Source organism: Mesorhizobium sp. B2-3-10 (genome assembly GCF_006442275.1).
Lineage (GTDB): Bacteria > Pseudomonadota > Alphaproteobacteria > Rhizobiales > Rhizobiaceae > Mesorhizobium > Mesorhizobium australicum.
In genome coordinates this window covers 308,027-329,657 of record NZ_VFVT01000005.1, presented here as the reverse complement: position 1 = coordinate 329,657, position 21,631 = coordinate 308,027, and the positions used below count along the sequence as shown (strand labels likewise).

Genomic DNA, 21,631 nt, shown 5'->3' with positions numbered 1-21,631 from the left:
GCCATGGGATAAGAGTCGCCATCGGCTTTTCTTCGCGGTTGCGGCGGTGTTTAGTCCGGCAATGGCCTTCACCATCCGGCAGTTGCAGTTCTTCATCGCCGTCGCCGAGCAAGGCACGGTATCGCGCGCGGCGCAAAACCTCTCCATCTCGCAATCGTCGGTCACCGAGGCGATCAAGGAACTTGAAAGCGATCTTGGCGTCGAACTGTTCGAACGCCATCCGCGCGGCCTCAACATCACCCACAAGGGTCACCAGTTCCTGCGCCACGCGACAAAGATTCTCGCCGATGTGTCCGACGCCCGCCGTTCTTTTTCCGGCGAGCAGGCCGTGGCGGGCGGGCGGCTGCAACTGGGCGTCACCTCGCTGGTCGCCGGCTATGTGCTGTCGGACCTGCTTTCACGCTACCGCCGCGCCTATCCCGGCGTCGAGGTCTCGGCCATCGAGGACAATGGCGACTACCTCGAACATCTCCTGATCGGCGGCAAGCTGGACATTGCCGTCATGGTCACCTCCAATTTGCGCGACCGCACTGCACTGCAATCGGAAATCCTCGAAGTCTCGGCCTACCGGCTGTGGCTGCCGCTCGGCCATCCCCTGGCTGGCGCCGACATTATCGGCATCGGCGATATCGCCTCCGAACCGCTGATCATGCTGACCGTTGACGAGATCGAGGAAAACACCGGCAAGCTGCTGACGGCGATCGGCGCCAGGCCGCATGTCGCCTTCCGCACCCGTTCCGTGGAGGCCGTTCGCAGCCTCGTCGCCACCGGGGCCGGCGTGGCGCTGCTGCCTGACCTCGTCTACCGACCCTGGTCGCTGGAGGGCGACCGCATCGAATCGCGCGACATTTCCGGTTCCTTGCCGGTGGTGCAGGTTGGCATGGTCTGGCGGCGGGGATCTGGCTTGGCCGCCGCGGCGCGCGATTTTGTGGGTCTTGCCCAGTCGCAGCGGACGGTGCGGCAGCGCCCTTGATGGCTGCTGGCATATCGGAAAAACCGATATCAGCCTTCTGATAAATGAATTTGCGAAACCGGAATTTTCAAAGCACCTTCCATTGAAGGGACCAAAGCTGCCATCAGAGTGGCGTCAAGTCCAACGGACGAGCTGACAAGTTTTTCAGTCCGCGCGTGATCTGGCGACAACCGGAGCGGTTTCAGGATCACGTGCCAAAATGGGAGATCGATATGCATTCATTCCTGAAGTCGTGCACTGCCTTGACGGTCGCGCTGACCTTCTCCGGTCAGGCCATCGCCCAGGTGAAGGAACTCGGCAAGGGCGAAGGTCAGGTCAACATCGTCGCCTGGCCGGGCTACATCGAGCGCGGCGAGACCGACAAGGGCTATGACTGGGTGAGCGCCTTCGAGAAGGAGAGCGGTTGCAAGGTCAACGTCAAGACCGCCAACACCTCGGATGAAATGGTCTCGCTGATGAACGAGGGCGGCTTCGACCTCGTCACAGCTTCGGGCGATGCCTCGCTGCGGCTCGTCGCCGGCAAGCGCGTGCAGCCGATCAACACCGATCTCATCCCGAGTTGGAAGACGGTGGACGACCGGCTGAAGGACGCGCCCTGGTTCACCGTCGACAAGGTGCATTACGGCGTCCCCTATCAGTGGGGTCCCAACATCCTGATGTACAACACCGAGGTCTTCAAGGAAGCACCGAAGAGCTGGAACGTCGTCTTCGAGGAGATGAAGCTGCCGGATGGCAAGTCCAACAAAGGCCGCGTCCAGGCCTATGACGGACCGATCCATATAGCGGACGCCGCCAATTATTTGATGTTCCACAAGCCGGAACTCGGCATCAAGGATCCCTACGAATTGAACGAGGACCAGTACAAGGCGGCGCTCGAATTGCTGCGCGTCCAGCGCACGCTGGTTGGCCGCTACTGGCACGACGCCGCCATCCAGGTCGACGATTTCCAGAACGAAGGCGTCGTTGCATCAGGCTCGTGGCCGTACCAGGTCAACACGCTGGTCGCCGCCAAGAAGCCGGTCGCCTCGACCGTGCCGGAAGAAGGCGTCACCGGCTGGGCCGACACCACCATGATGGAAGCCGACGCCGCTCACCCGAACTGCGCCTATATGTGGCTCGAGCATTCGCTGGCGCCGAAGGTGCAGGGCGATGTCTCCGCCTGGTTCGGCTCGCTGCCGGTCGTGCCGGCCGCCTGCAAGGGCAACGAGCTGCTCGGCGAGGAAGGCTGTAAGACCAACGGCTACGACAATTTCGACAAGATCAAGTTCTGGAAGACGCCGGTTTCCAAATGCGCCACCCAGAACGACCAGTGCGTGCCCTATTATCGCTGGGTCTCGGATTACATCGGCGTCATAGGCGGCCGGTGAGTTCGCTTCGCTAGAGAGGTAGGCGCTGCCTCTCACCCCTGCCTCTCCCCGTGAAGAACAGGGAGAGGCAGTTGCCAGCGTTGGAGCTTGTCCCTTCTCCTCGTCGCTATACGGGGAGAAGGTGCCGGCAGGCGAATGAGGGGCGGCGCGATCGCCTGAAATTTGATGAGCCTGAAAGATCAGGACACCCCATGACATCAGCCGTTTCCTTTCAAAAAGCCTCGCGCCATTTCGGCAGCGTTCGCGCTGTCGACGCTGTCGATCTCGACATCGCGCCGGGCGAATTCTTCGCCATGCTCGGGCCGTCCGGTTCGGGCAAGACCACGTGCCTGCGTCTCATCGCCGGCTTCGAGCAGCCGACGGCGGGTTCGATCTCGATCTTCGGCGAGCGGGCCGAGGGCGTGCCGCCCTACCGCCGCAACGTCAACACCGTGTTCCAGGACTACGCGCTGTTCCCGCATCTCAACGTGCTCGACAACGTCGCCTACGGGCTGATGGTCAAGCGTGTCGGCAAGGCCGAGCGGCACAAGGCGGCGGAAGAAGCGCTGTCGCTGGTGCGGCTGCCTGGCTATGGCGCGCGCCGGCCCGGCCAGCTTTCCGGGGGTCAGCGCCAGCGTGTCGCGCTCGCCCGTGCCCTGGTCAACCAGCCCAAGGTGCTGCTGCTCGACGAGCCGCTCGGCGCGCTCGACCTCAAGCTGCGCGAAAACATGCAGGAAGAGCTGAAATCGCTGCAGAAGGCGCTCGGCATCACCTTCGTCTTCGTCACTCACGATCAGGGCGAGGCGCTGTCGATGGCCGATCGCGTCGCCGTCTTCAACGATGGCAGGATCATGCAGATCGGCACGCCCGAGGATATTTATCAGCGGCCGAGCACGCGTTTCGTCGCCGATTTCGTCGGCTCCTCCAACGTGCTGCCGCCGGATTTCGTCCAGCGTTATTCCGGCCAGCACCGCTGGGGCAGCCTGCGCCCTGAATCCATTCGTGTCGGCCGCGCGGCGAGCGGCGAAGGCGTCGCCGCGCGCCTCGTCTCGACCAACTATCTCGGCGCCACGACAAGGCTGGCGCTCGATGCCGACGGGTTGAAACTGCACGCCGTGGTGCCTGCGGGAACGCCCCTGCCGGCGGAAGGTGAGGCGGTCATGCTCACCTTCAACCGCGAGCATCTGCACCTGATGGACGAGCCGGCATGAGCCTCGACGCTACCATGCCGCGTGCCACGGCGTCCGCCATCTTGCCCGGCAGCGGCGGCATGCGCGGCGCGCTCTCCGACCTTTTCTGGCGCCGCCCCCAACTGCTGCTGCTGCTGATGCTCCTGCCGCCGGTGCTGTGGCTCGGTATCGTCTATATCGGCTCGCTGTTCGCGCTGCTGGCCCAGAGTTTTTTCTCGATCGACGAATTCTCGGGCCTCATCAATCGCCAATTCACGCTGAAGACCTATGGCGACCTGCTCCAGGCGGCCAATCTCGACATCATCTTGCGCACGGTGACGATGGCCGCATTGGTCACGCTTGCCTCCGCCATCGTCGCTTTCCCGATCGCCTACTATGCGGCGCGCTATGCGCGCGGCCGCTGGAAGGCGCTGTTCTATCTCGGCGTCATGCTGCCGCTGTGGTCGAGCTACCTGGTCAAGATCTATGCCTGGAAGCTGATCCTGGCCAAGGAAGGTATTTTAACCTGGCTGCTCGCCAAGCTGCATTTGTTGTGGCTGCTCGACGCCTGGCTGTCACTGCCGGTCGTCGGCGGCAATTCGCTGTCGGTGTCGTTCACCGGCACTTTCATCGTGTTCGTCTATGTCTGGCTGCCGTTCATGATCCTCCCCGTTCAGGCAGCCCTCGAGCGGGTGCCTGGCAATCTGGTCGAGGCCTCGTCCGATCTCGGTGCTTCGCCGGGGCAGACATTCCGCAACGTCTTGTTCCCGCTGGCGCTGCCCGGCATCGTCGCCGGTTCGATCTTCACCTTCTCGCTGACATTGGGCGACTACATCATCCCGCAGATCATCGGCACCTCGCGCCTCTTCATCGGCCAGGCCGTCTACTCGCAGCAAGGCACCGCCGGCAACATACCGCTCGCCGCCGCCTTCACCGTGGTGCCCATCGTCATCATGGGCTTCTATCTCTGGGGCGCCAAGCGAATGGGGGCTTTCGATGCGCTCTGACCGTGGTCAATCCGCTCCCCTCGGCCTGAAGATCGCCGCCGCCAGCGGCCTGCTCTTCCTGCATCTGCCGATCCTGCTGATCTTCGTCTATGCCTTCACCACCGAGGAGAAGAGCTTCGTCTGGCCGCCGCCCGGGCTGACCACGCAATGGTTCGCCGTCACCTGGAACCGGCCCGATGTCTGGGAAGCGCTGTCGCTGTCGGTGCGCGTCGCCGCCATCTCGACCGCGATCGCGCTGCTGCTCGGCACGCTCTGCGCCGCAGCTGTCTCGCGGACGAAATTCTTCGGCCGCGAGACCATCTCGCTGCTGGTCATCCTGCCCATCGCGCTGCCCGGGATCATCACCGGCATCGCGCTGCGCTCGGCCTTTTCGCTGGCCGAAATCCCGTTCTCGTTCTGGACGATCGTGCTCGGCCACGCCACTTTCTGCGTGGTCGTCGTCTACAACAACGCGGTCGCTCGTTTCCGCCGCACCTCCGGTTCGATGATCGAGGCCTCGATGGATCTCGGCGCCGATGGCTTCCAGACCTTTCGCCATGTCGTGCTGCCCAACATCGCCACCGCACTGCTCGCAGGCGGCATGCTGGCCTTCGCCCTCTCGTTCGATGAGGTCATCGTCACCACCTTCACCGCCGGCCAGCAGCAGACCGTGCCGATCTGGATGCTGGAGGAACTGATCCGCCCGCGCCAGCGCCCGGTCACCAATGTCGTGGCCATGGTGGTTGTGCTGGTGACGCTGCTGCCGATCCTGGTTGCCTATTACTTGACCCGCGACGGCGACCAGATCGCCGGTTCGGGCAAATGAAAGTAGTGAGTAGTGACTACTCACTACTCACTAGTCACTAATTACCCCATTCGTTTCTGCCCCAAGGAGACACCATGGACACCCAGATGCTGATCGGCTCGAAATTCGAGAAGGGCACCGAGACCGAGGAGCCGATCCTCAACCCGAAGACCGGGGCGACCATCCTCAATCTGCCCGAGGCCAGCCAGGCACAGATCGAGGCGGCGGTGAGCGCCGCCGAAAAGGCGTTCGCCTTGTGGTCGCGCACCACGCCGGCACAGCGCTCCGGCTACCTCCTGAAGATCGCCGACCGCATCGAGACCGAGGCGCAGGAGTTCGCGACGCTGGAGGCGTTGAATTGCGGCAAGCCGATCAATGCGGTGCTCAATGACGAAATCCCGGCCATCGTCGACTGCTACCGCTTCTTCGCCGGGGCGGTGCGCTCTATGCCAGGTGTGGTCGCGGGCGAATACCTGCCCGGCCACACTTCGATGGTCCGGCGCGACCCGATCGGCATCGTCGCCTCGATCGCGCCATGGAACTATCCGCTGATGATGATGGCCTGGAAACTGGCGCCGGCTATCGCTGGCGGCAACACGGTGGTTTTCAAGCCGTCGGAGCAGACGCCGTTGACGGCGCTGAAGCTGGCGACGATCCTGGCCGATGTCCTGCCCGAGGGCGTCGTCAATGTCGTGCTTGGCCGGGGCGACAGCGTCGGCAACACGCTGATCAATCACCCCAAGGTCAACATGATCTCGATCACCGGCGACGTCGCCACCGGCAAGAAGGTGCTGCAGGCCGCCGCCAAATCGGTCAAGCGCACGCATCTGGAACTCGGCGGCAAAGCGCCGGTCATCGTTTTCGACGACGCCGACCTTGGCGCCGTCGTCAAAGGCCTGCGCGCCTTCGGCTACTACAATGCCGGCCAGGACTGCACCGCCGCCTGCCGCATCTATGCCGGCAAGAAGATCTACGACAAGGTTGTCGCCGATCTCTCCACCGCCGTCTCGACCATCAAATACAATCTATCAGACGACGCCGAGAACGAAATCGGGCCGCTGATCTCGCGGCGCCAGCGCGACCGCGTCTCGAGCTTCGTGGAACGTGCTTCGGAGCTGAAGCACATCGAGATCACCACCGGCGGCAAGCCGGGCGAGGGCACCGGCTTCTACTACCAGCCGACCGTCGTCGCCGGCGCGCTGCAGGAGGATGAGATCGTGCGCCGCGAAGTGTTCGGCCCCGTCGTTTCAATAACCCGCTTCACGGAAGTGGACGAGGCGGTGACCTGGGCCAACGACAGCGATTACGGCCTGGCGTCATCCGTGTGGACCAAGGATGTTTCGCGCGCCATGGCGACCGCCGCGCGGCTGCAATATGGCTGCACCTGGATCAACACCCATTTCATGCTGACCAACGAGATGCCGCATGGCGGCCTGAAACAATCCGGCTACGGCAAGGACATGTCCCTCTATGCGCTGGAGGATTATACCGCCGTGCGCCATGTGATGGTTGCGCATGGGTGAGGAGCGGTCGCCGCTGGCGATCAATCGACAACGATTTGTCGATCGAAGCGACGAACGCCCGGAGCCATAGCGAAGGGCCGGGCGCCGGACCAGGGGCAGCGCAAGCTTCTGCGATGCCGGCGCTGCCCCTCAGTTGCCTGCGGCATCTCCTCCCGTGAACGGGAGAAGAACTCCATCCGCTACTCCACGATGCGATAGATGTTCCACAGGCTGGTGCCCGACACGACATAGGGCTCCATCTCCTTGCCCCATTTGGCGTGCGCGTCGATCTTGCCGATCTTGGCGAACATCGCCTCCAACTGGGCCAGGCTTTCGACCTGGTGATGCGACTCGACCGTCGCTTCACGGGCGCCGATCGATCCGGTCATGATCTGGAATTTGAGCTCGGTGAGGCCGACCTGCGAGCCGATCTCGCGTTCCCATTTCCGCATCAGCTCGAGCACCGTCTGCTTGTGCCCGAACTTGGCGTCGATCTGCCATCTGGCGCTGAACATGTTGGTTCTCCTCCATCACTTGCGGCTCAGGCCGCGGGTTGATCTACTCGTCCCAGGCCTGCACGACGGTTTGGCGCGCGATCAGGCCGTTCTTCAGCTCCAGCATCGCCGCGCAAAACACCTTGGTGCCGTCCGGGTAGGCGCATGCCTGGGTGAATGCCAGGCTGTCGCCGTGGGCGATGGTGGTGTCGACCTTGTGGGTCATCGCCCGGCTGCAGATGTCGTCCCAGAACGTCGTGATCGCCGCGCGCCCGCGGATTTCGCGCGGCTTGCTCGGCGGGTTGTTGCGGTCGATCACCCGCACCAGCGCATCATCGGCATAGAAGCTCGACAGCATCTTGCCGTCACGGCCTTCGATCGCTTTCTTGATCGCCGCGCCATCCACGGCTTGGGTCTTGGTCAGCATTTTATCCTCCCTATGCCCGTCTTCACGATCGGGCGTTTGACGTTTGAGGTGTCGCCCGGCGCTCGCCGACGGGCGGTGTCTTTCACTGTGACTTGGCCTTAACTGCCGCAAACACGCCGTCGGTCTGCTTCTTGAAGGTGGCCAGATCGACCTGGCTGCCGTTGAGGATCGTCGACCAGTGGCGCACGATCGCGGCCATCGCGATCGTCTCCTTGATCTCTTCGTCCGATGCGCCGTTGAGCTTGGCGGCCTCGGTGTGGAAATAGATGCAATACTGGCACGGGATCTGCGACGCGACCGCCAGCCCCATCAGCTCCTTGGTCTTGCCGTCGAGCGCGGTCTTGGGATTGAGCTGGACCCCCTTGATCTCGGCCCAGGCGCCGGCGATGGCGACGTCAGGCAGTGTCTTGAACATATCCGGCACCGAGCCGAGCGTCGCCTCGATGTCCTTGTAGGCTGCCGCCGCCGACGCATCCTCGGCTTTCGCCGGAGTGATCGTGAACAGCGCGCCAATGCCCGCCGCGATCACGAGTGACCTGACATTCAGTTTTGACTTGGGCATTTCATCCTCCGTCCGCAGCGCCTTTCCGGCGATATCCGCCTTGGCCTGCATGGGGGAATTGATAGCGCCTATGGCAGTGTGCCTGCTTCGCCCGAAAGCGCCATGGCTCTCATGGCCCGTCCGGGCCAGTCTGCCTGGCGGAAAATGCCGCCGCGGCCGCTCGCGACGGCAGGTCGAGCTTCAGCAGTATGTTGGCGACGTGGCGCTTGACCGTGTGCTCGCTCAGCCTGAGTTCGGCGGCGATTGCCGCATTGCTCTTGCCGTCGGCGATCAAATTCACGACTTCGCTCTCGCGCGCGGTCAGGCAAGCCGGTTCGGCCGCTTTGGTCTTGGGCCGGCAGGCCGGCTCCAGGTGCTGTTCGGACATCGCAAGCACAAACGCCAGCGGCTCGTCCAGCTCGTCGATGCCCACACGCCCGCGATCGACGAAATGAAGACCCGAGCCGACGGCCAGATCGGCGACCAGCCTCGACGCCAATATCTCGCCGCGCCCGGCGTGAGCGGCGAGTTGTATCGTCACGCGGCCCGTCAATCCTGCAGGAGGGCCGCGCGACTCGATCTCGCCGACATGCGCCCCTTGCGCGCTTGCCACCCCGATTTGCTGCGCCGCGTCCCGCAACGCCGCCGCGCAACGCAAGGCACGCCCAGGGCCGTCGAAGCGCGAAATCATCATCTCGGAGTGCATGTCCGCGCAGCGCCCGCCATGGCGCGTCACAAGGGTCCGCCATGTCTCATGGAAATGCTGGCTGCGTTCGCCCCACATCCGGTCTCCGAGGCGGGCCGTGTCGTAGATCCGAGTCACGAGAAGCGCAGCCAGAACGCGTTCGGCTTCCACCACGGCGCGCTCGCCGGTCAGGAACTCCTCGATCAGGTCGGCGACCCGGTCGACATCACCGGTCCAGATCGGGTGGTCGCGTCCAGGGATTTCGACCAGCCGCGCGTTGGGGATTTTCCTGGCCAGAAAGCGGCTGGCGTCGGGGTCGACCCGCACATCGTTGCGACGATGGATCAGCAGCGTCGGCGCGCCGATTGCCGCCAGGATGCCGCGCACATCGATCCCCGCGTTCATCCGCGCCAGCGTCGCCGCCGCGGTAGGGCTTGCCGACAGCCGCTCGAAGCGCGCCCACCAGGTTGAAAAGCGGGTATCGTCGACCCTGCCCGGTGCGAAATTGGGCAAGGTGGCGCCTGTGCCCCAGGCCGTCTCGGCCGTCGCGATGAAGGCCTCCAGACGCTCCGGCGGCATCACCCATTTGTGGAAATGCGCGTAGCCGCCATAGAGCGCCAGTGCCCGCGTCCGCTCTGGATAGGTGGCGGCGAACAGCATCGCCAGCGGCGCGCCTTCCGAAGCGCCTAGGATCGACGCGCGGCCGCTGCCGACCGCATCCATCACCGCGCGCACATCATCCATGCGGGTCTCGAGGCTGGGCAGGTGATGGACATCGACGCGGTCGGAAAGACCCGTGCCGCGCTTGTCGAACAGGATCAGCCGTGAGAAGGCCGAAAGCCGCCTCAGGAGCCTGGTATAGCCCTCGTCTTCCCAGTGCAGGTCGAGGTTGGAGATGAAGCCGGGGACGAAGACGAGGTCGAACGACCCCTGGCCGACCACCTGATAGGCGATCCGCACCTCGCCGCTAAGGGCGTATCGGGTCTCGATCGGCCTCACGAGGGTGTCCGCCCGGCCTGACGATTTCTGATCGCCAACCATAGCAGAGCCGCGCCGGTTGCGGCAGCTTATATTTTAGCGGAAATGAATGTAGCCGGCGGCCGACGCGGTTACTTTTGCGACGCGGCGACGTCGCCAGGCGAGGCCGCGAGGCCGAGCTTGAGATCGGCCTCCGCCGGCGTGATCGGCCGTTTGATCCTGGCCGAAGCGACCACGACCAGTTCGTCGAAGCCTTCACCGCCGCTGTCCAGCATCTCGAAGAACTGGCGCCGCATTCTCGGCTCCCAGAACTTGTTGATATGCTCGGCGACGCCGGCAACGCCTTCCTCGCGTGGCCTGGAGTGGAAAAAGGCGGCGATCTGGTTGGCCATGCGCACCAGCTTTTCCCCCGTGCTCATGATGTGCTCTTCGTCATGCGACATGCTGGGCAACTCCCGAAATCACCCGGTCGGGGTGGGTAAAAACATCGAAATCGTCGCCACGCACCAGCGCCACCAGCGTCATGCCGGCCTCTTCCGCGGTGCGGATGGCAAGGGCCGTCGGCGCCGAGACGGCGATGATGAAGGCTGAACCGATCGCCGCCGTCTTCTGCACCATCTCGACCGAAACACGGCTGGTCACCACGACGGCGCCCGATGCGCCATCGATATTGGCCTTGGCCAGCGCGCCGGCCAGCTTGTCCAGCGCATTGTGGCGGCCGACATCCTCGCGCGCCATGACGACGCCCTTGCCATGGACGTAGAAGCCGGCTGCATGCACGGCGCCTGTCTCGGTATGCAGCGGCTGCACCTTCGACAGCAGCTTGACCGAGCGGGTGATATCGTCGGCCTCAAGCGTAAGTTTCGACGCACCCACCGGATCGACCGAGCGCATCGCTTCCTCGATCGATTCGATGCCGCACAGCCCGCAGCCCACCGGTCCGGCAAGCCGCCGCCGCCGCGCCTCGAAGCGCGTATTGGCCTGGTCCTTCAGCCGGATCTGGATGTCGATGCCGGCGCCATGATCCTCGACCTCGATGGCTTCGATCTCATCAGGCGCAGCGATGATGCCTTCGGTGAGCGAGAAGCCGAGCGCGAAGTCCTCGAAATCGGCGGGGCTCGCCATCATCACCGCATGCGTGGTGCCGGCGAAGGAGAACGCCACCGGCGTCTCTTCCGGCACCATGCGGTTGGCCGCAGCCGTGCCGCTGGCGCGGTGCGCCAGTCGCGATATCTGCGTCGTCGCTTTGCGGCGCGCGGCCAAGACTACTCCGCCGCCTGCAGCGGTGCGATGCGACGGCTCTGCTTGGCCTGCTCGTCATAGTCGCGTTGCCATTCCGACGGGCCGTTGGAAGCGCCGACCTGCACCGCGGTCACCTTGTATTCGGGACAGTTGGTCGCCCAGTCGGAGAAGTCGGTGGTGATGACGTTGGCCTGCGTGTCGGGATGGTGGAAGGTGGTGTAGACCACGCCCGGCGATACCCGGTCGGTGATCAGCGCGCGCAGCGTCGTCTCGCCCGAACGGCTGGTCAGCCGGACCCAGTCGCCATCGCGCAAGCCGCGGTTTTCTGCGTCGTGCGGATGGATTTCCAGCCTGTCCTCGGAGTGCCACATGACATTTTCGGTGCGCCGCGTCTGCGCGCCGACATTGTACTGCGACAGTATACGGCCGGTGGTCAGCAGCAGCGGGAAGCGCGGTCCGGTTCTTTCGTCCGTCGCCACATATTCGGTGCGGATGAACTTGCCCTTGCCGCGCACGAAGCCGTCGACATGCATGATCGGCGTGCCAAGCGGCGCCTTGTCGTTGCAGGGCCATTGCACGGAGCCGACCCGGTCGAGCAGGTCGAAGGAGACGTTGGCGAAGCTTGGCGTCGTCTTGGCGATCTCGTCCATGATTTCGGACGGATGGGTATAGTTCCAGTCGAGGCCGATCGCACGGGCGAGTTCCTGCGTCGCCTCCCAATCGGCGTAGCGCGCCTTCGGTTCCAGCACCTTGCGCACCATATTGATGCGGCGTTCGGCATTGGTGAAGGTGCCGTCCTTCTCGAGGAAGGTCGAGCCCGGCAGGAAGACATGCGCGTAGTTCGCCGTCTCGTTGAGGAAGAGGTCGTGCACCACCACGCATTCCATCGCGGCCAAGCCGGCGGCGACATGCTTGGTGTCGGGATCGGACTGCAGGATGTCCTCGCCCTGGATGTAGATGCCCTTGAACGAGCCGTCGACGGCGGCATCCAGCATGTTGGGAATGCGCAGGCCGGGTTCGTCGTCGAGCTTCACGCCCCAGAGGCTTTCGTAGATGTCGCGCACCGCGTCACCCGAAATGTGCCGGTAGCCCGGCAGCTCATGCGGGAACGAGCCCATGTCGCAGGAGCCCTGCACATTGTTCTGGCCGCGCAGCGGGTTCACGCCGACGCCAGGCCGGCCGATATTGCCGGTGGCCATGGCGAGGTTGGCGATCGCCATCACCGTGGTCGAGCCCTGGCTGTGCTCGGTGACGCCGAGGCCGTAATAGATCGCGCCATTGCCGCCCTTGGCGTAGAGACGGGCGGCACCGCGGATCAACTCCGGATCGACGCCGGACAGCTTGCCGACGATTTCGGGGCTGTTTTCCGGCAGGGCGACGAAGGACGCCCAGTCCTGGAATTCCGCCCAGTCGCAGCGCTCGCGGATGAAGGCTTCGTCGAAAAGGCCCTCGGTGACGATGACGTGCGCCAGCGAGGTCAGCACGGCGACATTGGTGCCGGGCTTCAGCGGCAAATGGTAGTCGGCTTCGACGTGGGCCGACTTGACCATTTCGGTGCGGCGCGGATCGAGCACGATCAGCTTGGCGCCCTGGCGCAGCCGCTTCTTCAGCCGCGAGGCGAACACCGGGTGCGCGGAAGCCGGATTGGCGCCGATGATGACGGCGACGTCGGTGAATTCGACGGAATCGAAGTCCTGCGTGCCGGCCGAGGTGCCGTAGGTCTGGCCGAGCCCATAGCCGGTCGGCGAATGGCAGACGCGTGCGCAGGTGTCGACATTGTTGTTGCGGAAGCCCTGCCGAACCAGCTTCTGGACGAGATAGGTCTCCTCATTCGTGCAGCGCGAGGAGGTGATGCCGCCGATCGCCGTGCGTCCGTACTGGTACTGGATGCGGCGGAATTCCTTGGCCGTATGGGCGATCGCCTCTTCCCAGCTCACTTCGCGCCAGGGATCACTGACCTTTTCGCGGATCATCGGCGACAGGATGCGGTCCTTGTGGGTGGCATAACCGTAAGCGAAGCGGCCCTTCACGCAGGAATGGCCGTGGTTGGCCATGCCCTCCTTGTAGGGCATCATGCGGATGACCTCGTCGCCCTTCACTTCGGCCTTGAACGAGCAGCCGACGCCGCAATAGGCGCAGGTGGTGACGGCCGAGCGCTCCGGCAGGCCCTTTTCGAGCACGGTCTTCTCGCGCAGCGCATCGGTCGGGCAGGCCTGCACGCAGGCGCCGCAGGACACGCATTCGGAGGCAATGAAGTCCTCGTGCATGCCGGCGACCATGCGCGATTCGAAGCCGCGGCCCTCGATGGTCAGCGCGAAAGTGCCTTGCACCTCCTCGCAGGCGCGCACGCAGCGCGAGCAGACGATGCACTGCGCCGGATCATAGGTGAAATAGGGGTTGGACTCATCACGGGCGATGTAGTCGACCGCGAGCGAGCCATGGCCCGGCGCGACGCCATTTTCTTCCTTGACGTGGTTGCGGCCCTCAACGCCGTAGCGATTTTCGGTCAGGCCGACAGACTTCGCCACCACATCGAACTCGCTGGCGCCAGTTCCGGCCTTCTCGTGCCAGCCGGTCGGATGGTCGGAGACGTAGAGTTCCATGACGCCCCGGCGGATGGCGTCGAGCCTGTCCGACTGCGTGCGCACCACCATGCCTTCGCCGACAGGCGTCGTGCAGGAAGCCGGCGTACCGCCGCGCCCGTCGATTTCGACGAGGCAGACGCGGCAGGAACCGAAGGAGTCCAGCATGTCGGTGGCGCAGAGCTTGGGGATCTCCACCCCGCCTTCCATCGCCGCACGCATGATCGACGTGCCTTCAGGCACGCTGATGCTGCGGCCATCGACGGTCAGCGTGACCTGTTTTTGCGCCTTCGACTCCGGAGTTCCGTAGTCAATCTCTTCGATCAGCGTTGGGAAGTCGGCCTTGATGTTCATCTGCCAGCTCCTATTCAGCAGCCACGCGCGCTGGCGCGGGCTTGAAATCCTCGGGGAAATGGGTGATCGAGCTCATCACCGGGTAGGGCGTGAAGCCGCCCAGCGCGCAGAGCGAACCGAACTTCATCGTGTTGCAGAGGTCGGTAACCAGAGCGAGGTTCTTTTCCGGCTCGATTCCGGCGGCGAGCCTGTCGATGGTTTCCACGCCCCGCGTCGAGCCGATGCGGCAAGGAGTGCACTTGCCGCAGCTTTCGATGGCGCAGAACTCCATGGCGAAGCGTGCCTGCTTCAGCATGTCGGCGGTATCGTCGAAAACCGTGATGCCGGCATGGCCGATCAGCCCATCGCGCTTGGCGAATTCCTCGTAGTCGAACGGCGTGTCGAACAGTGCGCGCGGGAAGTAGGCGCCGAGCGGTCCGCCAACCTGCACCGCCTTCACTGGGCGCCCGGTGGACGTGCCGCCGCCGATCTCGTCGACGATCTCGCCCAGCGTCAGGCCGAAAGCGGTTTCGAACAGGCCGCCTTGCTTGACGTTGCCGGCGATCTGGATCGGGATCGTGCCGCGCGAGCGGCCCATGCCGAAATCCTTGTAGAAGGCGGCGCCCTTGTCCATGATGATGGGTACGGAAGCCAGCGAAATGACGTTGTTGATCACCGTCGGCTTGCCGAACAAACCCTGTATCGCGGGCAGCGGCGGCTTGGCGCGCACCACGCCGCGCTTGCCTTCCAGGCTGTTCAAGAGCGAGGTTTCCTCGCCGCAGACATAGGCGCCGGCACCGACGCGGATTTCCATGTCGAAGGCGTTAGGCGAACCCAGCACATTGACGCCGAGCACACCGGCCTTGCGGGCGATCTCGACGGCCTTGTTCATGACAGCCACCGCGTGCGGATATTCCGAGCGGATATAGACGAAACCCTTGGTCGCGCCGGTGGCGATGCCGGCGATGGTCATGCCTTCGATGAGCACGAAGGGGTCGCCCTCCATGATCATGCGATCGGCGAAGGTGGCGCTGTCGCCCTCGTCGGCATTGCAGACGATGTATTTGCGCTCCGATGTCGTATCGAGCACCGTCTTCCATTTGATGCCGGTCGGGAAGCCTGCGCCGCCGCGGCCGCGCAGGCCGGAGTCGGTGACCTGCTTGACGACGTCGGCGGGCGCCATGGCCACCGCGTTCCGCAGGCCGCTCAGTCCGCCGAGCGATTTGTAGGCATCGAGCGACAGCGGGTCGTTGATGCCACAACGTGCAAACGTCAAGCGAGTTTGTTTGGCCAGGAACGGAATCTTGTCCGGTGCGCCGAGCCAGCGCTTGTGATGGCCGCCGGTGAGAAAACCGCTGTCGAACAGGCTCTTCACGTCCGACGGTTTCACCGGCCCGTAGGCGACACGGCCATTGGCCGTCGCCACTTCGACCATCGGTTCGAGGAAATAGGCGCCGCGCGAGCCGTTGCGCACAATCTTGGCCTCGATGCCGCGCTCCGCGAGTTCCTTGGCGACGGCCTTCGCGACCTTTTCCGCGCCCAGCGCCAGTGCGCCGGAATCGCCGGGAATATAGATACGGGGGGTCATGAGCGCACCTCGGCGACGATCTCGTCGATCTTGTCGTCATCCAACCGACCGATCACCTCGCCATCCAGCATCGCAGATGGCGAGCAGGCGCACAGCCCGAGGCAATAGACCGGTTCCAGCGTAACCGATCCGTCACGCGTGGTCTCATGGAAGTCGATGCCGAGCAACTGCTTGACCTTGGCGGCGACCGCGTCCGAACCCATCGACTGGCAGGCTTCCGCCTGGCAGAGCTTGAGCACGTGCCGCCCGGCCGGGCGCGCGCGGAAATCATGATAGAAAGTCACGACACCATGCACCTCGGCCCTGGACAGGTTCAGGCCGTCGGCAATGACGGGGACGGCATCCTGCGGGACGTGGCCGAATTCTTCCTGGATGCCGTGGAGGATCGGCAGCAGCGGACCTTCGAGGTCCTTCAACTCCTGGATAATCGCCGCCGTGCGCGATGCGATCTCGGTACTTGCAGGCTGCATCGTCATGCAGCGCCCTCCCTGGTCGATAGCTTTTATCGCTAAGTCTTTACAAAATCAGAGGAAACCCGCGAAATCAATAAAGCTGTTTCGTTGCTCGATAGAAATCTTCTATCGACGAGCTGCGCTCAGCATTGTCTAGCCTAGCGGTGGGCGCGGAAATCGTCTGCCAGCGCCATCGCCTCGTCCAGCAGCGCCTGCACCAGCGGCGTGTGCGGCTCGCGCGGCGCGGCGACCAGCCCGACTGTGTGGCTGGCATCGGGCTCGACGATCGGAATGGCCCGGATCGGTTCGGAAAAACCGAATGTTTCCGCAAGGTTGAGTGGCATGATCGATGACCATTTGCCGGTCCGGATGTGCGAGAACAGCACGATCATCGAATTCGATTCCAGCGTCGGCCGCACCTGCACGCCGGCTTCCGCCAGGTGCTGGTCGATGATGCGGCGGTTCTGCATGTCCGGCGTCAGAAGGCACAGCGGCAACTGGCTGATCTCGGACCATGTCACTTTGTCGCGGTCGGAATAGGGATTGCCGATTGCGGTGATCAATTGGTAGCGCTCGTCATAGAGGGGCACGCTGGTCACCCGTCCCAGCGGTTCGTTGTCGAGATAGGTGATGCCCGCATCGACATCGAAATTGCCAAGCAGCGACAGCACTTCGATCGAGGTCCGCGACAGCACCGAAAAGGTGACGCCTGGGTGCTTGTCTCGAAAGGGCGTCGTCAATCTCGCGACCATCGCCAATGCCGTCGGGATTGCTGCAATCCGGATGCGGCCGGAAAGGCCATACCGGGCGGCGCGCATCTCCTCGCGCATGGTCCTGGAGTCGCCGACGATGCGGCGCGCCCAGACCAACACTTGCTTGCCCTCCGGGGTCAGCCCCTGGAACCGCGACCCGCGATTGACCAGCATGACGCCGAGCTGGCCCTCGAGCTGCTTGATGCCGGCCGACAGGGTCGGCTGCGTGACCCCGCACGCCTCGGCCGCCCGGCCGAAGTGCTCTTCCTTGGCCAGCGCGATGAAGAATTCCAGCTTGTCGATCATTGGCGGAAGCTATCCGGCGCGGTGGCGTCGCGCCAGATGGTGTCGCGCTCAAACCTCCAATGCATGTCGCCCGAAAGTGACTTCGGTTTTGGGACAACGACATGCATAAAAAAGCGATCGCGCCGCGCTGCCTCGATCGCCGGATCTACCGATCCACGAGATTGAGGATGTTGCCGTCCGGATCCTTGAACCATGCGACTTTCATGCCGCCGCCGACATGCAGGTCGCCCTCCATCGTTAGGCCGGGCATCTCGTAATGCTCGAAGGCGACACCCTTCGACTTGAGGGCGTCGACGACATCGGCGATGGCGTCGCCGACCCTCCAGGTTACCGCCGTCGCCTTGTTGGTCCCTGCGAATTCGGAACGATAGACATTGATCGTGGTATCGCCGCTTTTGTAGACGATCAATTCGCCGCCCTCATCGTGCACCTGTTCCAGGCCGAGTGTTCTCTCATAGAAGGCCTTGGCCTTTGCCAGATCCTTCACGGCGAGGTTTGCTGATGCGTTGCTGTTTGCAAGCATGATCGTCTCCTTCCCTGGTTGTCATTCCCTCTGCTCATGGAAATAGGTCGCCCAGGCCGCTTGACGACCGCCATCATGCCTGGCGCTTGGAGCGGTCCGCGATCTGCACTATGTGAGCTGCAGCCGAACGCCAGGGAACAACAGCCATGTCCATCACCAAGGAAATCGTCACCGAGCGCCTGAAGACGGTGAACGGGCCGGACTTTACCGGCAACATCGTCGACCTCGGCATGGTTTCGGAGATTTTCATCGCCGATTCGAAAGTGTTCTTCTCGATCACCGTTCCCGCCGCGCGCGCCCAGGAGATGGAGCCGTTGCGCGCCGCCGCCGAGCGGGTGGTGAAGGCCATTCCCGGCGTCGCCGGTGCGGTCGTCGCGCTGACGGCTGAAAAGAAAGGCGGCGGCATGGAGGCGTCGGTTCCATCGCGTCCCGCACCCAGGCCGGCGCCGACGGCTCCGGTCGCTGCGGCGCCACGGGCGGCTCCGCATGCTCCCGCTTCGCAGAGCCAGGGCAAGCGCGGCGTGCCCGGCATCGAGGCGATCATAGCGGTTGCTTCAGGCAAGGGTGGCGTCGGCAAGTCGACCACGGCCGTCAACCTGGCGCTCGGCCTTGCCGCCAATGGCTTGCGGGTCGGTGTGCTGGATGCCGACATCTATGGCCCGTCGATGCCCAGGCTGCTTAACATCCATGGCCGGCCGCAGACGGTCGACGGCAAGATCCTGAAACCGATGGAGAACTACGGCCTCAAGGTGATGTCGATGGGTTTCCTCGTCGATGAGGAGACGCCGATGATCTGGCGCGGGCCGATGGTGATGTCGGCGCTGACGCAGATGCTGCGCGAGGTTGAATGGGGGCGGCTCGACGTGCTCGTCGTCGATATGCCGCCCGGCACGGGCGATGCGCAACTGACCATGGCCCAGCAGGTGCCGTTGGCGGGTGCCGTCATCGTTTCGACGCCGCAGGACCTGGCACTGATCGACGCCCGCAAGGGCCTCAATATGTTTAGGAAAGTCGATGTGCCGCTGCTCGGCATCGTCGAGAACATGAGCTACTTCATCGCCCCGGATACCGGCAAGCGATACGACATCTTCGGCCATGGCGGCGCGCGCCGCGAGGCGGAGAGGCTGGGCGTCACCTTCCTCGGCGAGGTGCCGCTTGAAATGGGGATCCGCGAGAGCTCTGACGCCGGCACGCCGGTGGTCGTCTCGAAGCCGGATGGCGCCGAGGCGAGAATCTACCGCGATATCGCCTCCAAGGTCTGGGACAGGGTCAACGAGGAACGCGGCGCGGCCGAAGCGGCAGTGCCGAGTATCGTCTTTGAGTGAACCCTCACGGGGAGTGCGTCAGCCGCCCACTTTCTCGCCGAAAGCCGAAAAGAACTGTCCGGCCAGTTTCTTCGACGTCGATTCGATCAGCCGGCTGCCGAGTTGCGCGATCTTGCCGCCGACTTCTGCCTTGGCCGCATATTTGAGGACCGTCGCGTCCGGCCCGTCGGCGGTGAGCGTGACGTCGGCGCCGCCCTTGGCGAAGCCGGCGATGCCGCCCTTGCCTTCGCCCTGGATGGTGTAGGCATGCGGCGGCTTGAGATTCCTGAGCGTCACTTCGCCGTTGAAGGTGGCCTTGATCGGCCCGATCTTCAGCACCACCGTTGCCGCCATCTCGGTCGCCGATTTCATTTCCAGGCTCTGGCAGCCTGGAATGGCGCCCCTCAGGACGGTTGGGTCGTTCAGCGCTTCCCACACTTTCTGCACGGGTGCGGCGATACGTTCCTCGCCCTCGATCACCAAAGCCATCTAAACCTCCCGCATCGCCTATGTCGGATTGGTCGTAGCGTGCGGCTCGATAGCTGTCTATCGCACCAAAGTCCGGATTCAGATCACGCGTGCCCCTTGCCTGCATCCGCGCGTTGTCATATCGATTTGTCATACAAATACGGAGACCATGATGGCCGGCGCCCCCACGAAAAAGAAAAAGTTCCGCTCGCAGGAGTGGTTCGACAATCCCGACAATCCGGGAATGACGGCGCTTTATCTCGAGCGCTACCTGAATTACGGGCTGACTCGCGCCGAGCTGATGTCGGGCAAACCGCTGATCGGCATCGCGCAGACGGGCTCTGACCTTTCGCCTTGCAACCGGCACCATATCGAACTTGCCAAGCGCGTGCGCGAAGGCATCGTCTCGATGGGCGGCATTCCTTTCGAATTCCCCTGTCACCCGATCCAGGAGACCGGCAAGCGGCCGACCGCCGCCCTTGACCGCAACCTCGCCTATCTCAGCCTTGTCGAGGTGCTCTACGGCTATCCGCTCGACGGCGTCGTGCTCACCATCGGCTGCGACAAGACCACGCCTGCCTTGCTGATGGCGGCGGCGACCGTCAACATCCCGGCCATCGCGCTGTCGGTCGGCCCGATGCTCAATGGCTGGCATAAGGGCAAGCGCACCGGCTCGGGCACCATCGTCTGGGAATCGCGTCAGCGCCTGTCGGCCGGCGAGATCGGCTATGACGAGTTCATGGACATCGTCGCGTCCTCGGCGCCGTCCACCGGCTACTGCAACACGATGGGCACGGCCACCACGATGAATTCGCTGGCCGAGGCGCTCGGCATGCAACTGCCCGGTTCGGCCGCCATTCCGGCGCCCTACCGCGAGCGCGGCCAGATCGCCTACGAAACCGGCAAGCGCATCGTCGACATGGTGCACGAAGACCTGAAACCGTCCGATATCATGACCCGCGCGGCTTTCGAAAACGCCATCGTCGTCAATTCGGCGATCGGCGGCTCGACCAACGCGCCGATCCATCTCAACGCCATCGCCCGCCATCTCGGCGTGCCGCTCGACAATGACGACTGGCAGACCATCGGCCTCAAAGTGCCGCTCATCGTCAATCTGCAGCCGTCAGGTGAATATCTGGGCGAAGACTATCACCACGCCGGTGGCGTGCCTGCCGTGGTCGCCGAACTGATGAAGGCCGGAATGCTGCCGCATCCCGATGCCTTGACCGTCAATGGCAAGTCGATCGGCGCCAATTGCGAGGGCGTCGCCAACGAGAATACCGACGTCATCCGCACGGTGGCCGAGCCGCTGAAGGCCAATGCCGGCTTTATCAACTTCAAGGGCAACCTATTCGATTCGGCGATCATGAAGATGAGCGGCATTTCGCCGGAATTCCGCGAGCGCTATCTGTCGAACCCGGACGACCCGGAAGCCTTCGAGGGCAACGCCATGGTGTTCGACGGCCCCGAGGATTACCACGCCCGCATTGACGATCCGGCGCAAGGCATCGACGAGCATACCATCCTGTTCATGCGCGGCGCCGGTCCCGTCGGCTATCCCGGCGGCGCCGAGGTCGTCAACATGCAGCCGCCGGCCTACCTCATCAAGAAGGGTATCCACGCGCTGGCCTGCATCGGCGACGGCCGCCAATCCGGCACGTCGGGCTCACCGTCGATCCTGAACGCCTCGCCGGAAGCCGCGGTCGGCGGTGGCCTGGCGCTGCTCAAGTCCGGCGACCGCGTCCGCATCGACCTGCGGAAGGGCACGGCGAACATCCTCGTCAGCGATGACGAGATCACACGGCGGCGCGCCGAGCTGCAGAAGGATGGCGGCTATCACTATCCCCAGCACCAGACGCCCTGGCAGGAGATCCAGCGCGGCATGGTCGACCAGTTCTCGGCCGGCATGGTGCTGAAGCCGGCAGTGAAATATCAGGATGTGGCCCACACGATGGGAGTGCCTCGCGACAATCATTGATTATTCCCGGGAATAGTCATCGATTATTCCTGGCTGGTCATTGATGATGGATGACGACGACCGGCGCCTGATCGATCAGGCCGCCGGTCTCGCGGCCACGGGCCGGGAAACGCTCCGTCCTTGACAAGCCAGCCCAACAATTCCACCATCATCGCAAGGGGTGTATCGCGACGACCCCGTGAGGCGTCAGCCCAATG

The 21,631-nt window shown here is 63.8% G+C and carries 21 protein-coding genes; 8 read left to right on the top strand and 13 right to left on the bottom strand.

Going from position 1 to position 21,631, the window contains the following annotated elements:
- Nucleotides 1–61: 61 nt before the first annotated feature.
- Nucleotides 62–973: a LysR substrate-binding domain-containing protein gene (locus tag FJ943_RS17040; RefSeq protein WP_140723149.1), complete on the top strand. Its 912-nt coding sequence runs from the start codon at nt 62–64 to the stop codon at nt 971–973.
- Nucleotides 974–1,002: 29 nt separating this feature from the next.
- Here FJ943_RS17040 and FJ943_RS17035 read toward each other — a convergent pair whose 3' ends face one another.
- The gene (locus FJ943_RS17035; RefSeq protein WP_140723146.1) at nt 1,003–1,191 is read right to left on the bottom strand and encodes a hypothetical protein; all 189 of its coding nucleotides are present in this window, start codon (nt 1,189–1,191) and stop codon (nt 1,003–1,005) included.
- Here FJ943_RS17035 and FJ943_RS17030 point away from each other — a divergent pair.
- The 5 genes from FJ943_RS17030 to FJ943_RS17010 all read left to right on the top strand — a co-directional run bounded on the left by FJ943_RS17030 (nt 1,186) and on the right by FJ943_RS17010 (nt 6,802).
- A complete protein-coding gene (locus FJ943_RS17030) occupies nt 1,186–2,340 on the top strand; it encodes an ABC transporter substrate-binding protein (RefSeq protein WP_015314131.1) in 1,155 nt (384 codons plus the stop codon). The genes FJ943_RS17035 and FJ943_RS17030 overlap by 6 nt on opposite strands.
- A gap of 191 nt (nt 2,341–2,531) precedes the next feature.
- Nucleotides 2,532–3,530: an ABC transporter ATP-binding protein gene (locus FJ943_RS17025; protein WP_140723143.1), complete on the top strand. Its 999-nt coding sequence runs from the start codon at nt 2,532–2,534 to the stop codon at nt 3,528–3,530.
- A gap of 14 nt (nt 3,531–3,544) precedes the next feature.
- The gene (locus FJ943_RS17020; RefSeq protein ID WP_181171021.1) at nt 3,545–4,495 is read left to right on the top strand and encodes an ABC transporter permease; all 951 of its coding nucleotides are present in this window, start codon (nt 3,545–3,547) and stop codon (nt 4,493–4,495) included.
- A complete protein-coding gene (locus tag FJ943_RS17015; RefSeq protein ID WP_140723137.1) occupies nt 4,485–5,300 on the top strand; it encodes an ABC transporter permease in 816 nt (271 codons plus the stop codon). The genes FJ943_RS17020 and FJ943_RS17015 overlap by 11 nt, the downstream gene beginning before the upstream one ends.
- Nucleotides 5,301–5,374: 74 nt before the next feature.
- Nucleotides 5,375–6,802: a gamma-aminobutyraldehyde dehydrogenase gene (locus FJ943_RS17010; RefSeq protein WP_140723134.1), complete on the top strand. Its 1,428-nt coding sequence runs from the start codon at nt 5,375–5,377 to the stop codon at nt 6,800–6,802.
- 179 nt (nt 6,803–6,981) lie between these two features.
- Here the strand turns inward: FJ943_RS17010 and FJ943_RS17005 are convergent, their stop codons facing one another.
- The 11 genes from FJ943_RS17005 to FJ943_RS16955 all read right to left on the bottom strand — a co-directional run bounded on the left by FJ943_RS17005 (nt 6,982) and on the right by FJ943_RS16955 (nt 17,684).
- Nucleotides 6,982–7,296 carry a hypothetical protein gene (locus FJ943_RS17005; RefSeq protein WP_015314126.1) on the bottom strand — a complete coding sequence of 105 codons (315 nt, stop codon included), beginning with the start codon at nt 7,294–7,296 and terminating at the stop codon, nt 6,982–6,984.
- A 43-nt stretch (nt 7,297–7,339) separates the two neighbouring features.
- The gene (locus tag FJ943_RS17000; RefSeq protein ID WP_015314125.1) at nt 7,340–7,702 is read right to left on the bottom strand and encodes a nuclear transport factor 2 family protein; all 363 of its coding nucleotides are present in this window, start codon (nt 7,700–7,702) and stop codon (nt 7,340–7,342) included.
- Nucleotides 7,703–7,784: 82 nt separating this feature from the next.
- The gene (locus tag FJ943_RS16995; RefSeq protein ID WP_015314124.1) at nt 7,785–8,264 is read right to left on the bottom strand and encodes a carboxymuconolactone decarboxylase family protein; all 480 of its coding nucleotides are present in this window, start codon (nt 8,262–8,264) and stop codon (nt 7,785–7,787) included.
- 109 nt (nt 8,265–8,373) lie between these two features.
- Entirely contained in the window at nt 8,374–9,927 is a 1,554-nt protein-coding gene (locus tag FJ943_RS16990) for an alpha/beta fold hydrolase (protein WP_140723131.1), read from the bottom strand.
- 110 nt (nt 9,928–10,037) lie between these two features.
- A complete protein-coding gene (locus tag FJ943_RS16985) occupies nt 10,038–10,349 on the bottom strand; it encodes a formate dehydrogenase subunit delta (protein WP_015314122.1) in 312 nt (103 codons plus the stop codon).
- Complete coding sequence (gene fdhD / locus FJ943_RS16980; RefSeq protein ID WP_140723128.1) at nt 10,339–11,169, bottom strand: formate dehydrogenase accessory sulfurtransferase FdhD; 831 nt, start codon at nt 11,167–11,169, stop codon at nt 10,339–10,341. Before fdhD ends, FJ943_RS16985 begins: the two co-directional genes overlap by 11 nt.
- 2 nt (nt 11,170–11,171) lie before the next feature.
- Complete coding sequence (gene fdhF / locus FJ943_RS16975) at nt 11,172–14,084, bottom strand: formate dehydrogenase subunit alpha (RefSeq protein ID WP_140614861.1); 2,913 nt, start codon at nt 14,082–14,084, stop codon at nt 11,172–11,174.
- 10 nt (nt 14,085–14,094) lie between these two features.
- Nucleotides 14,095–15,651 (bottom strand): NADH-quinone oxidoreductase subunit NuoF, encoded by a 1,557-nt coding sequence (locus tag FJ943_RS16970; RefSeq protein ID WP_140614860.1) that lies wholly within the window; start codon nt 15,649–15,651, stop codon nt 14,095–14,097.
- Nucleotides 15,648–16,127 carry a formate dehydrogenase subunit gamma gene (locus FJ943_RS16965; protein WP_023783362.1) on the bottom strand — a complete coding sequence of 160 codons (480 nt, stop codon included), beginning with the start codon at nt 16,125–16,127 and terminating at the stop codon, nt 15,648–15,650. Before FJ943_RS16965 ends, FJ943_RS16970 begins: the two co-directional genes overlap by 4 nt.
- A 134-nt stretch (nt 16,128–16,261) precedes the next feature.
- Nucleotides 16,262–17,161 carry a LysR family transcriptional regulator gene (locus tag FJ943_RS16960; protein WP_015314117.1) on the bottom strand — a complete coding sequence of 300 codons (900 nt, stop codon included), beginning with the start codon at nt 17,159–17,161 and terminating at the stop codon, nt 16,262–16,264.
- 145 nt (nt 17,162–17,306) lie between these two features.
- Nucleotides 17,307–17,684 (bottom strand): VOC family protein, encoded by a 378-nt coding sequence (locus FJ943_RS16955; protein ID WP_140614858.1) that lies wholly within the window; start codon nt 17,682–17,684, stop codon nt 17,307–17,309.
- A 146-nt stretch (nt 17,685–17,830) separates the two neighbouring features.
- Here FJ943_RS16955 and FJ943_RS16950 point away from each other — a divergent pair, with 146 nt between their 5' ends.
- Nucleotides 17,831–19,009 carry an Mrp/NBP35 family ATP-binding protein gene (locus FJ943_RS16950; RefSeq protein WP_140723125.1) on the top strand — a complete coding sequence of 393 codons (1,179 nt, stop codon included), beginning with the start codon at nt 17,831–17,833 and terminating at the stop codon, nt 19,007–19,009.
- 18 nt (nt 19,010–19,027) lie between these two features.
- Here the strand turns inward: FJ943_RS16950 and FJ943_RS16945 are convergent, their stop codons facing one another.
- Entirely contained in the window at nt 19,028–19,477 is a 450-nt protein-coding gene (locus FJ943_RS16945; RefSeq protein ID WP_015314114.1) for a carbon monoxide dehydrogenase subunit G, read from the bottom strand.
- A 151-nt stretch (nt 19,478–19,628) separates the two neighbouring features.
- On the opposite strand from FJ943_RS16945, the gene FJ943_RS16940 reads away from it, so the two are divergent.
- Nucleotides 19,629–21,434, top strand: a complete 1,806-nt coding sequence (locus FJ943_RS16940) for an IlvD/Edd family dehydratase (protein WP_140723122.1) — start codon at nt 19,629–19,631, stop codon at nt 21,432–21,434.
- Nucleotides 21,435–21,631: the final 197 nt, after the last annotated feature.